This is a genomic window from Arthrobacter sp. ov118, assembly GCF_900116495.1.
Classification (GTDB): Bacteria; Actinomycetota; Actinomycetes; order Actinomycetales; family Micrococcaceae; genus Arthrobacter.
Genome location: NZ_FPAY01000011.1, coordinates 47346 through 59689, shown reverse-complemented (window position 1 = coordinate 59689; position 12344 = coordinate 47346). Strand labels below are relative to the sequence as shown.

10 protein-coding genes are annotated in these 12344 nt (G+C 64.1%); 4 read left to right on the top strand and 6 right to left on the bottom strand.

Translation table 11 applies throughout. From position 1 onward, the window contains the following. The 5 genes from BM372_RS17550 to BM372_RS17530 form a co-directional block, all read right to left on the bottom strand. Positions 1-2219 (bottom strand): tetratricopeptide repeat protein (locus BM372_RS17550; RefSeq protein ID WP_143111498.1); only part of this gene is annotated, 2219 nt, incomplete at its 3' end. 2 nt (positions 2220-2221) lie between these two features. Further along, on the bottom strand, positions 2222-2650 hold the full coding sequence (locus tag BM372_RS17545; protein WP_090956737.1) for a trypco2 family protein: 429 nt from the start codon (positions 2648-2650) through the stop codon (positions 2222-2224). Positions 2651-2859: 209 nt separating this feature from the next. Continuing rightward, positions 2860-5079 (bottom strand): FtsX-like permease family protein, encoded by a 2220-nt coding sequence (locus tag BM372_RS17540; RefSeq protein ID WP_256214381.1) that lies wholly within the window; start codon positions 5077-5079, stop codon positions 2860-2862. Positions 5080-5087: 8 nt separating this feature from the next. After that, the gene (locus BM372_RS17535) at positions 5088-5801 is read right to left on the bottom strand and encodes an ABC transporter ATP-binding protein (RefSeq protein ID WP_090956735.1); all 714 of its coding nucleotides are present in this window, start codon (positions 5799-5801) and stop codon (positions 5088-5090) included. Further along, positions 5798-6325 (bottom strand): PadR family transcriptional regulator, encoded by a 528-nt coding sequence (locus tag BM372_RS17530; protein ID WP_090956734.1) that lies wholly within the window; start codon positions 6323-6325, stop codon positions 5798-5800. The genes BM372_RS17535 and BM372_RS17530 overlap by 4 nt, the downstream gene beginning before the upstream one ends. 625 nt (positions 6326-6950) lie before the next feature. On the opposite strand from BM372_RS17530, the gene BM372_RS17525 reads away from it, so the two are divergent. From BM372_RS17525 to BM372_RS17510, 3 genes are all read left to right on the top strand, one after another. Next, positions 6951-7439: a hypothetical protein gene (locus BM372_RS17525; protein WP_256214380.1), complete on the top strand. Its 489-nt coding sequence runs from the start codon at positions 6951-6953 to the stop codon at positions 7437-7439. A gap of 14 nt (positions 7440-7453) precedes the next feature. After that, positions 7454-7996, top strand: coding sequence for a hypothetical protein (locus tag BM372_RS17520; RefSeq protein WP_090956732.1), 543 nt, complete (start codon positions 7454-7456; stop codon positions 7994-7996). A 1365-nt stretch (positions 7997-9361) separates the two neighbouring features. Beyond that, complete coding sequence (locus BM372_RS17510) at positions 9362-10153, top strand: hypothetical protein (protein WP_090956730.1); 792 nt, start codon at positions 9362-9364, stop codon at positions 10151-10153. Between the two features lie 159 nt (positions 10154-10312). Here BM372_RS17510 and BM372_RS17505 read toward each other — a convergent pair whose 3' ends face one another. Next, a complete protein-coding gene (locus tag BM372_RS17505) occupies positions 10313-10861 on the bottom strand; it encodes a recombinase family protein (RefSeq protein WP_090956729.1) in 549 nt (182 codons plus the stop codon). A 744-nt stretch (positions 10862-11605) separates the two neighbouring features. Here BM372_RS17505 and BM372_RS17495 point away from each other — a divergent pair. Then, positions 11606-12328 (top strand): HNH endonuclease family protein, encoded by a 723-nt coding sequence (locus BM372_RS17495; protein WP_256214379.1) that lies wholly within the window; start codon positions 11606-11608, stop codon positions 12326-12328. The last annotated feature ends 16 nt before the right edge of the window (positions 12329-12344 follow it).

Here is a 12344-nt window from a genome sequence, read left to right as displayed (position 1 = left end):
TGGCCTGCGGCGGCGGCTTGTTCGTACCAGCGGCGCGCTTCGTTTAGGTCCGGCGGGTCCGTCTGGTCCGAGAGCAGGAACCCGAGGTTGTTCATGGCGTCGGTGTAGCCTGCGGCGGCGGCCTGTCCGTACCAGCGGCGCGCTTGCTCCAGGTCCGGCGGGTCGAGCCTGTCCGCGAGCAGGAGCCCGAGGTTGAAGGCGGCGCCGGTGTGCCCGGCGGCGGCGGCCTGTTCGTACCAGCGGCGCGCTTCGCTTAGGTCTGGGGGGTCGAGCCGGTCCGCGAGCAGGACCCCGAGGTTGAAGGCGGCGCCGGTGTGCCCGGCGGCGGCAGCCTGTTGAGAGGCGCGGACTGCAGCAGCCATATTGTCGCGTTCATAGGCGGCGGCGCTCACCGAGAATGCCGCATCGATGTCTGCGCGTTTGAGTGCTTCGTCCCAAAGGTTGTCCGGAATCGGGCGGGGTTCGCCGGTTTGGCCGTCGTCCGCGGCGACGAGGTAGGAGAAGGGACGGTATGTGCGTGTCCGGTCCGGTAACCGGACTGTGTCGAGGGAGGCGACCCGGCCCGCGTCTTCCGGCGGAGTCCTGGCTACCACGATTTTCGCACTTATGTCCTCGGGGGTGGGATCCATATCGGGCCGGGTCGATAACAGCGCAGCCACGCCGAGATCAACCAGGTCTGTTTCGGGTATCGGGACGGGCATGCCGACGCGGGTCCAGTCGATGGCTGTCTGGACGAGCGCGTGGAGCAGCGGGTCTGCGCGGCGGGCGTCGCGGTATTGTTTGAGCAGGTACGGGGCGCCGGCGAGTTGTTCGGCCAGCCCGTATGTGGTCAGGTCCTGCCCGGGATAGGTCTGCTGTGCTGCCGCCTGTTCGGCCGGGTTATCACTCGTTGGGCCGAGCTCGACCTCGGTGGCTTCCTCCAGTACCCGGCGTGCCTCGCGCGTGAGCTCGTCGTCGTGGCTGCGCAAGCGTACCCGTTCCTCGGTCCGCAGCGTGGCCACCACCACGGTGTTCCCGGGCCGGGACAGCAGGGCGGTGAGCAGGGCCGGGGTCAACGGATCCGTAATTCCCGTCAGGTACCTTTGCAGGTCATTGAGCCACACCACCACCGCGTCGCTGCTGGACTGCAGGCGAGGGTGCTTGGCGAGGGTGGCCAGGGATTTGGGGGCCGGTATCAGCAGGCGGGCCCGGGGCCAGGTGGTTCTGACGGCTTCGAAGCCGGTCCGGGTCTTGCCGGCCTTGGAGGGACCGACCAGCAGCACCATCCGCCCCGGCACCAGTGCGGTCTGCAGCCGGGCGTCCACGTCATGGTGGGTGCGGGCCACGTAAGGGTCTTCGGTCCCGGCGTTTTCCTTGGTTCCGTATCTGGATTCGGTGGCACCTGCCAGGTAGGGGTTCAGGTCCTGGACCAGGGGCAGGTCCCCGCCGGCGAGCCGCTCCACCAACCCCACGAGGGGCTCGACGGGTTCTGCGGCCGCCCAGGCAAGATTGTTCTGCCCGGGGAGCCCGAGTGCGTCCGCGATCTTGCGGGCCTCCGGGTCGTTGGCCGCGGTGTGGGCGATGGTGTCGAAGGCGGTGGCGCGCAGGGCCGAGCCGCCCTGGGCGGGGTGGTGTTCGATGACGACCCCGAGGGCCAGGCTGTGATGGAAAAGCGTGGTGCCGGAGAATCCGCCCCACGGTGACGGAGGACTACCTGTGGGTTGCGGTATTTTGGGGGTACTTTGGGCAGATAGGGGCCCCGGGGTGATGATCGGATCGCGGATCAGCAGCTGGCCCGACTCCGCTCCGTCGGTCTGGTAGAGCGTTCCGTGTACTTCGGAGGTTGCCCGGCCGACGGCATCGCGCTGGAACGACGGGAAGCCGATCCCCTGGCAGTCCTCCAGCATCCCGGCCCGGCTCCGGTCCACACGGGCGAAAACCACACCGGACAGTTCCGCCTCCCAAGGCGCATCATCGCCCAGCGCGATGACCGCCACGTCCAGTTCCGGGCACACCGTGACCGCGCCGCCGGAGGCACTCGCCCCGTCGCCGGCCCGCACCAGCTTGATCCGTGCCGCGAGTTTCCCCGAGTTCTTGTCACGGACGCAGTGCCCGGCGGTCAGTACCAGCCGGCCGGTCACCAGATACCCTGAGCCGCCTTCGGTGCGCCCGTCGGCCCAGGTGGCCCTCACCGCGACCACACGGTCCAGCTCCACACCCGTCGATCCGGGGCCGGACATGGTCATCCTCCGTCAGGCTCCGGGCGGGACCTGCCGCGGCGCGGGCCGATGACCTCCTCGGGGAACACCGGGGAAGAGATGGCGAAGTCCGAGGTCAAGGTCCCGTCCTCTCGCTGCCACAGCGGTGCCAGGCGCAGGGTCAGCGTCTGCGTCGTAACATTTTCATACCCGCCGCCGGCCTCAAAGATAGCCCATCCGATTTTGCCGTTCGCGTCCTTGGTCGCGGCAACCTGCACCGTCAACTCCACCGGTTCAATGGAAAACCGCATCACCTGGCCCTCACCCGCCGCCGCCGCGGCCATCAATTCCCCGCGCAGCGCTTCAATCGCATCAGCAAGCCCCACCACTGCCTTATCCACCCCGCCACCCCAATCCACCAGATTCGGATCAAACCCGCCGCGGATCCGGGCGGTCGCAGCGGATGCCACCATGTTCCTCCAAACAGGCATCCTTGGACAGAGCCCAACCGATGCCTGGCGGTGCCGACAACGGTGGCGATGCTTCCACTGCTGGCTCCTCCCCGCAGGAGCGAACGGCACGACAAAGGCGATTCTCGATTCGAACCCTTCCCGGAATCCTTCATTTCCGAGAAGACCTCGTTGCTGGTATCTACCGGACGGTGTTCTTGCAAACTGCGAGTTCATTCGAAACGGGTAGTCGTCATGGCCGTAGTGCCCCGGATGAGACTAAATGTTGCGGTAACCGCCCCGATGGCCAGGAGCAGGCTGAGGCCCAAGGCTGTGAAGTAGTCGGGCGCCGGCCAGGTCATCCGGTAGGAGTCGTTGATGCCTGTGACCATCAGCCAGGCTACGAGGAATCCGAGGCCGACCGAGAGCAACAGCACGGATAGGAGTGGGACGGCTGCTTCGAGGGTGATGATCCGGCGCAGGACGGAGACCGGCATTCCCATCAGTCGCATCAGGCCAAGAACTCTCTTCCGGTCCAGGATGGCGGCGGCCGTGGAGACGGCCAGGGACAGGCCGGCGATTGCGACTGCGACGAACATGCCGAGGTAGGCAAGCACGGCCAGGCCCTGAATCAGGCGGGTGGACGATTGCAGTCCCGTGTCCCTGGACGTGGCGGCGGGATGCGCGGTGACGCCTGAACTGTTCAAGAGCGTTCGGGCGCGATCGATGGCCTCGGGGGTCCCGTCGGTGCCGAGCACAATAACCACCGGCACCATTTCGTCCAGATTGGCGGCGGGCGCCGGGGTCAGTGCCCGCGGCTGGGTTGTCCAGGAGTAGAGGAACGACGTATCAACCGTGACGATCTCTGTTGCTGGAATGTCTTGGAAACCCAGGGCGGGAGCATCTGCAGCGCGAAGGTAGATTTCAGGGCTGGCGTCCCTAGTGGAGAGGGCTGCCGGGCCGTAGCCGATGGTGGCGCTCCGGATTCCGGGCAGTCCCCTGGCCTGGCGGGCGGCCGATGACACCTGGGCCGGCGTGTGTCCGGCCCCCACGGTGGCGTGGAGGCTGGTGGGCTGGAGTAGGCCGGGCCGCGCCGGAGGCGCTTCTGTTGATTCAATGATGCTGGATGCTCCGGCGAAGACGGAGACTACGAACACGGCGATCACGAGCCCGGAGACGGAACGGAAGGTTGCCACCGGGGTTCTTTGGATCCGGCTGGCGGCAATGACTCCCGCCGCGCTCCGAGCCTGACGCAGTCCCATCCCGCTCACCAGGCGGGTCAGCCAGGGGCCCACGACCACGATGCCCACCAGGATCAGCGCGAAACCGCCGATGAGTAGCGGCATTTCCAGCCATGGTGACCGCAGGTGCGGGGTGCAGGTGATGGCGATGGCGCTGGTCATGGCGGCCAGTCCGGCCAGCAATGGCACGATCCGCCACTTGGTGGGTGTCTTTTCGTGCACCGCCCGCGTCACCCCCAAGGGGCCAATGCCGGCACGGGCCGTGCGGTGCGCGGCCACGAGCGCCGAGGCACTGACAACCAGCGCGACGATGGCGGCGGCCGCCGCCCAGCCGGTGACCAGATCGGCGGTGAACATCCGGGTGTCGTTGACCGGTATCTGGGCGGCAGCCGGCCGGAGCGCGATAGCCAGCACGACGCCCAGCAGTGCCCCGATCAGACTGGGGACCGCAGTTTCGACGGCCGCGATCCGGGAGACAACCTGTGGGGATGCCCCGATGAGGCGCAGGGTCGCAAAGCGTTCCCGGCGCTGGGCAGCACCCAGGCCGGTGACAATGCTGATCAGCAGCAGAACTGGGAAGAACACCGCAATCGCCCCAATGGACAGCACCGTGTTGTAGGCGGCCGTGCTGCCACCATAAGGGTTGGTTGTGAAGTCTGACACCAGGACAGCCCGGCCGTTCTGGCGGAGTTCGGCTTCCGTTGCTCCTGTTACGACGATCAGGGAGTCGGGTCCGGGCAAGGCATTATCGTCAATTGTGCCGGCAAACGTTCCGAAACGGTCGCCGAGCTCATCCCGGGGTGTTGACGCGATCAGGCGCTGCAGCGCCGGGGATGCATAGTAGCGGCCTGGTTCCGGAGGGGTGACGATTCCGGGGATCTTGACCGTGGTCGTGCTGAAGGCCGCCACGTCGCGGCGGTTTATCAGTTGGTCGCGGAAGACCTCTACCGGGTTGGCCTCCATGAGCACTGTGTCTGTGGTCAGCGGGACCGGTGTCCCCGGTCCGGAAGTGGTCGGATCCTCCGTTGGGGAGGCGGCCACGGACGGACGCCCGGTTTCGCGCAACCAGGAACCGCGGTCATCACGTGCGCTCAGACCGTTGGCACCGCCCCACAGCAACAGCAACAGGCACACGCCGGCGGCAACCCCTCCAGCGATTCCGGCGAGCCGGCCGTATGCCGACCGGCTGCCGACGACTGCCAGCTTGAGCAACCCGGGATTCACGCGGACACCCGGTAGCTGGCGCCGACTGCGCCGTCGCGCACGATGACTTCCCGGTCCGCATACGCGGCGGTGCGCGCGTCGTGGGTGATTATCACCACGGTGGTGCCTGCTTCGCGGACAAGCTCGAGCATCAGGGTCAGGACGTTCTCTGAGGCGAGGGAATCCAGTGAACCCGTGGGCTCATCGGCGAACAACACGGCGGGGGACGTCACCAGTGCCCGGGCGACGGCGACGCGCTGGGCCTGTCCTCCGGACAGTTCGCCGGGCAGCTTGGCGCCCAGCCCCTCCAGACCGAGGCGTTCCAGCAGCTCCCTCGACCGGCGCAGCGCTTCCGGCCGCCGGGTCCCGGCGAGGAGCAGCGGGATGCTGACGTTGTCCGCCGCCGTCAGCTCCGGCAGCAGCTGGCCGAACTGGAAGACGAACCCGAAATCGGTCAGCCGCAGCCGGGCACGTTTCGGCTCTTTGAGGGCACTGGTCTCCACGGGGGCCCGTCCTGCGGGACGGTAGGTCACCGAACCGCCGTCGGGGACAAGAACACCGGCCAGGCAGTGCAGCAGCGTGGACTTGCCGGATCCGGACGGGCCCATGACGGCGAGCACCTCCCCTGCGTGGACGTCGAGGTCGATGCCCCGCAATGCTTCGGTCTGCCCGAAGGAATGGTGCAGGCCGCGGGCACTGAGGATGGGTGCAACGGTGTCATTGGCGTTCATGCGCTCTGGAGCTCCTTCTTGAGTTGGGTAAGGCGGGCGCTGGTGAGGTCGATCCAGCGAAGGTCGGCTTCGATGTGAAACAGGCCGTGATCGCACATCAGAACCCGCAGCAGGTCCGCGTCCTTCTTCAGCCGGGTCAGTTCTCGCATCCGAGCCATGTGTTCCCCGCGCTGCACATCAAGCAGCCGATCGGCGTCGTCATCGAGCAACAAGGCGACGACCGTCTTGGCAAAGAGCTCGCTTTGCAGGGACTCCGAGGGAACGTCGGGAGTGAATAGCCACTCGCGCACCCTGTTCTGGCCGGCCACGGTGATCTCGTATTTCTTGCGGTCCGGACCACCGCCGGTCTCCTCACCCAAGGCGCGGATCAGCTCGTCGCGGACCATGCGGGCGAGAGTGGAATACACCTGCCCAAAGGCCAGGGCCTTTCCCGCTCCGAAGTAGCGGTCATAAGAGTGCTTGAGGTCGTAGCCGTAGCTCGGCTCGCGGCTTAGGAGGCCCAGCAGGGTGAGGGAGTTGTTCACGCGCCAATCTATACACTGAGTGAATAGTGTGACACCAGATTTGCATCCAAGGAGGTGTTCGTGTCGCGGCCCGGAAGCAAAAGGAAGGGCGCACAGTGCAGCAGGCGGGAGCCGCGGAGTTGCCTAGGTGCGAGTGCAGAGGACTTCTGACAAACCGTGCAGACGACTTCTGAAACTGACAATTTCACAGGGAATCAGGACCCTACGGGACAGAGCCAGTGAGACGTCTCGTATCCCAAGGGATACGAGACGGGAGGGCAAGTTTCAATCAGAAGCCCTCCTGGCAAACCAGCCCGTCCACGCTGCCAAACTGTCCGTCGTATCGGCGCAAAATGTTATGCCTGATCGGATGTCTCCATGTGATTAGCGGGATTATCCAACCAGCCAGCCGGAACGATGATAGTAGTGAGCCCCAACTGCACAGTAGATGCCACGTGCGCGGGAAATGAACCCATCGGCTTGATGGGAACGCAGTTCTATACCAAGGAGGGATCTGGGCTATACAGGACGAGGCTTCGCCAATTTTCTGAACCTGCGACATACCTCACTAACTTTCCCGCGCGGGTGATCGAATGAGGAAAACTCTCCATCGTGTCGTCGAACGCACCCATCGCTGCGGTGGGCTATGATCGATGACAGAAGCATCGGCGAAAAGGAAAGAGGTCAGCGGCGGATGGGTTTCAAAGTTTTCGAGAAGGGCAGCGCTCCTGCTCCAACAGTCCCGACGGTTACCATCCAAAAGCGCGGCATGTTTTCGCTGAACGAAGCTGCCTTTGCCTTGATCGATGAACCTGAGGCTGTCGAGTTTCTTTGGGACGAAGAAAACCGGCTAATAGCTATTCAGGCCGCAAAGTTGACCGATCCCAACGCCTACCCGACTCGTCGGCAGGGGCCTGCCGGTGCAAAGCCTCAGAAGAAGGGCATCGTGTTGATCGCCGGCACAATGTTCACCAAGTTCATCGGCATAGACACGTCAGTAGCGAAGAGGTGGGTCCCAGATCGTGACGGCAACATGCTCATCGTGGACCTCAAGAAGCCGGCGCAGACGGTTGCGTCCAACCGTAGGAGCGCTGACGATGCAGCTGGCAAGATTGAGGAAGACACGGATGAGTAAGGCGTACGCACGACGTGTCGACTAGGAACCACTTCTTTGTTGACGAGACAAAGCAACGAGGTTATTTGCTTGTGGCCGGCGTTTTGGTTCCCTCCGGTCATGCCGACGTGCGTCGGGAACTACGCGGACTTATTTTGCCTGGGCAGCGGGGCCTGCACATGAAGGACGAGAGGGATTCACGTCGAAAAGCCATCATCGATGTGATCGTGCGTTCGGAGGTTGAGGCCATTGTGTACGATGCTGGACGCAGATTCTCCAACGAACCCGAACGCCGAGCCGAGTGTTTCCGCGAACTTGTCAACGATGTCGCGGCTCACCCAGGGCAGTCACTGCTGGTCATCGACAAGGATGAATCACTTGTTCAACGCGACCGCGAATGCTTAATCGAGTTCTCCCGAAAAGCCGGATGTAAGGAGCGGATGCGCTACGAACACGCAAAGTCAGCCCAGGAACAGTTGCTGGTGATTCCAGATGCGATTGCATGGTGTTGGGCCAAGGGGGGATCCTGGCGACAGCTTATTCGACCGGTGGTGACAAGCGTCAAGCAGATTACTTAAACGCAAAACCCGAGCGCCGCGGTCGTCCGGCCGGGTCTCGGGTTTACTTCCTGAAGCTCAGCGCAACAGGCACTTACAGAGTATGACACACAACGACAGAACACCAGAACCATAGCGATGGAGCCCTGGCGGCCCCTGCTTCGCATTTCCATTTAATCAAGCGACCGGTGGTGATCCGCAGCTTCAACGATCACCAATGCCCTTACGGGCCCTTGCCCAGCCGCCGCTCCGGCTTACGCTCCCTTCTTTGGGCAGCTACACGTCCCTGTCCGACGTCACAGCATCAGCCGCCGCGATAGCCGCCATGGGGACCGTGTCGACCGGGCCGCTGCGAGGTTCCGCTCACAGGGCCGTCGAGCAGGACGCTGAGTCCCTGCTCAAGTGAGGCGGCTCCGTTTGGCGGCGGGACGGGCCAGCGCCTGAAGGTGGGAAAATCTTTCGTCGACCAGGCGATGCAGGCCGCGGCGCAGGATTGCATCGTTCCGGCGGGTCCGTGATGAATACCGGACTTTCAATTATTGAGGATGCGCCCGTCAGGAGCGCATATCTGTTCCAGAGACCGCACCGTATTTACCGATGGAAACCGCCGGCTGCTTGACGGCTCCAACGGAGCCCGGACCGGTGTTTAGGTGGCCAGGGGGCCTGGGTACTGCGCGAGAACCGCCAGTTACGGAACGTCTTAGGCTCCAATTTCACGGCTGTCCTCCTGGTCAGCATGCACCTTAATCCGTGCAATAGCGAACGCATGGGCCAGAACTACCCCGATAATGGATCTCTCCCGGTCAGACCCCTACGGGCACGCGACTTCGAACAAGATGAGGGCTCGTGCACGCAGCTTCGGTCAAACAACGGTTAGTACAGACGACTCCGAGCGCTCCCGTGTCTGGAGCCGCCTGGCGTGGGCTGGCGCGGCGTTGCGCAGGGAACGTGCGATGGCCACGGCTGCGGACAGCACAGCAGCGCCGGCACCGACCACGTCACAAGCCCGGCGCCCAAGGCCGGGGACCATGCCCCGGGTTGGCAATGACTGGAATGGCCGCACGGGACTACATCGCCCACCGCGAACGTCGCCGCGGCCAGCCCAGCCTTTGTCCTTTCGGACAACCTGGAACGCCCATAACTCTGCAAGGAAAAAATCCTGTGGGTTGTCGGAGTCGTCTGCGCAGACTGCGCGAGGCCGCAACTTGGCCGGAACTGATCGATGTGTCGGCGTGGGAGGCGCTCTACGGGCAGCCACTGGGCACTGGGTCAAAGTCGGGCCCAAAGCCCCTCGTGAACCGGGCTGAGTGCGCATAATTTTAGGAATGTCCGGGCCCGGGCACCGCGGAAGTGAGCCCGGTAGATCATTGAAAGGCAGGATACGTGATGGGCAGCGCAAGCGGTCCTGATGATGCGCGACGACTCGACGCAGACTGGGACGGCACTCCGGAACCCCTTAATCAAACGGAAAACCGCGCTTCTGACCACCGCGTTGACGACCGCTTCTACGAAGAGACTGACGGTGTTCTCCCCCAAGGCGAGAACGACGGGTACTTAGATGACCCAGGCGGCCCGATCGACGGTATTTTGCCAGGAGACCCGGCCGCCACCGCTATCCGTGAAACCGTGGTTGCCCGGGAAGAGGAGCGGTTCGGCGGCATCAAGATCGGCTCGGCCTTCTTCGGCTGGCTGGTCTCGACCGCAATGGCTGTTTTGCTGGTTGCTTTGGTGGAGGCGGGCGGCAGGGCCGGCTTTCTGCCCGGCACGGACCCGCTCCCCCGAGCTGGCCAGGAATCATCAGGTGGCATGACCGGTATGATCGTGCTCCTGTCGCTCCAGCTCCTCGCCTATTTTTCGGGTGGCTACGTGGCAGGGCGGATGGCGCGTTTCAACGGCGTCGGCCAAGGGCTCATGGTGTGGATATGGGGCGTCATCGGAGCCGCGACGATGGCACTGCTGGCGATCACTGGGCAATACGATGTCCTGACCACGCTCAACCGTTTGCTTCGCCTTCCACTGCTCGAGGGGCAGCTGGGTATAGGCGGCATCATTGCTGCCATCGCGGTGGCCGCCACAGCCTTGATAGGTGCCGTGCTGGGCGGGCTCACCGGAGTTCACTACCACCGGAGAGTGGACCGTGCGGGCTTCACTCCGACGGAGGAGTACTACCAGCCCTAGGAGCCACCCGTCTCTCATGCGTCACCAAGGCCACCGGCGAGTTTGAGCAGTAGTTGCTGGCTCCCGCACTGAGCCTGACCCACCGGAGCCGCACTCCTCCCCTTCGATCCACTATCTGGCCATGTCGGTGCCGGATTGCCAGATGTCTCTGCGCGGCGCCTATATGAGGTATCGGTAGACCGTGGCGCGGGAGACTCCGAGCATCCTGCCGATGTCGGAGGCACTGATGCCCTTGCCTTTGAGTTCCTTGGCCCGGGCTGCGGCAGCGTCGTCGACTTTGCGGGGCCTTCCGCCGTGCCGGTTGTTGGCCGCCGCCGCGGCAAGTCCGGCCCTGGTGCGTTCGATCATCGTGTCGCGCTCCAGCTGCGCGAAAGCGGCCATGATCGTCAGCATCGCCGTGCCCATGGGCCCGGTCGTGTCCAGTCCTTCGGTCAGGGACCGGAAACCTGCTCCCTGTTCCCGGATGTTCTCGATGACGTCCAGGACATGCCGGGTGTTGCGGCCCAAGCGGTCCAGCTTCCACACGGTGAGCACATCGCCGGCTTCAAGCCGGTCCAGGGCTTTGGCGAGTTGAGGGCGTTCCACCGTGGATCCGCTAACACCGTTGTCGGAAAAGGTCCGGGCAGCGCCGGCGGCCTGGAGTGCCGTGAGCTGCAAATCAAGGTTCTGTTCCGTGGTGGAAACCCTCGCATACCCGATCACAGCCATGGCAGCCCCAGTATTCTCTTAATCCCGAACAATTCGCAGTTGTGCGACTACCTGTTATTGAACGGGATTTCGAGACAACCAGCAACATGTCGCGGCGGGGACTTTTGAAGCCCACGGCCGAGCGACCAGGCTGTCTCAGTAATGGATCGTTTGTGAGACCGATGTGTCAAAGATGCATGACAGTGCCTGACACGACGACTATCCTCAGAGTTTGCCCCCCACGTTTAAGGTGGTTGAGCTGGACCTCCGTGCCGGCTCGTCATGTGGGGATGGTGCACCGAAGGACCGTGACCGAAAGCCCGGGCATTCAGTACCTTGCCGGCCTCCTGCGCAAGATTGCAGGCCCGGCTGCGAGCTAGCTAGAGGCTGCCTTGGCGCAAAGTGACAAGCGTCCTCTCCGCATCACGACCGGAGACTCTGACGGCCGAGTATCAAGAGTTGGAAGTCGGTGGCGAAGCTGCCGGCGAGGAATGCCGGTTCGGCGCCGGCCATGAGGCTTATGAGCTGCCTGTGGTTCGGATCGTCGTCGCTCTCCCCCAAGAGTACGGAAACTGCCCGGCAACAGCCCCAGCTTTGTTGCCAAACCTTCCCGGAGAAAATCCGACGTCGCATAGCCGGGACCCCTTCGTGCTATCCCGGCGATTTGCCTCCTAAGAGTGCCAGGCGCCACGGGCTGTCGGCGGGGTGTGCGACTATTGCTTCACGCCGTCCTGAGGCGTCACTTTCATAGAGTACGGGGGAACCATGAAGGACCATCGCACCAGTCATGTTGGCGCCGCAGGCCTGCCGGCACTGAAATCCAGTCGATTGCTGACACTGCGGCGGGCGGTCGGTGCATCGGTGGTTGCGGCAGGCCTGCTGGTGACCGGCCTTGCCGTTCCGGCCGAGGCGGCATCCGTGTACACGGCTCCGCTGCGGACCGCCGTACGCGGACTCATTGTCGCGGCCGAGGTCAACGCCGGCTATGACCGGGACCGCTATTTCGGCGTCTGGCGGGATACCAACCGGGATTGCCAGAACACGCGCCAGGAAGTTCTGGTCCAGGAGTCCAGGGCTGCCGTGTCGTATACCAGCCGCGGCTGCACAGCCAGCACGGGACGCTGGGTGACCTCGTGGGACAACCGCGTCCACACCTCCGCGTCGACGGTGCAGATCGACCACACGGTGCCGGTCCATGAGGCCTGGGGATCCGGGGCAAAGTACTGGTCCCAGGCGCGGCGGGTGGCCTTCTACAACGACCTCGGCGACAGCCGCACCTTGAGCGCCCAGACGTCCGCGCTCAACTCCTCAAAGCAGGCCAGTGGCCCGGAGGCGTGGATGCCGCCGACGAACCGCTGCGCCTACATCGGTCAGTGGATTGCGGTGAAGATCCGCTGGGGCCTGCGGGTCGACAGCACAGAGAAAGCGGCACTGGTCCGCTACGCAAACTCCTGCCCCAACGTCACCCTCACGGTCACCCGAGCCTAATCAGGAGACTGACTTC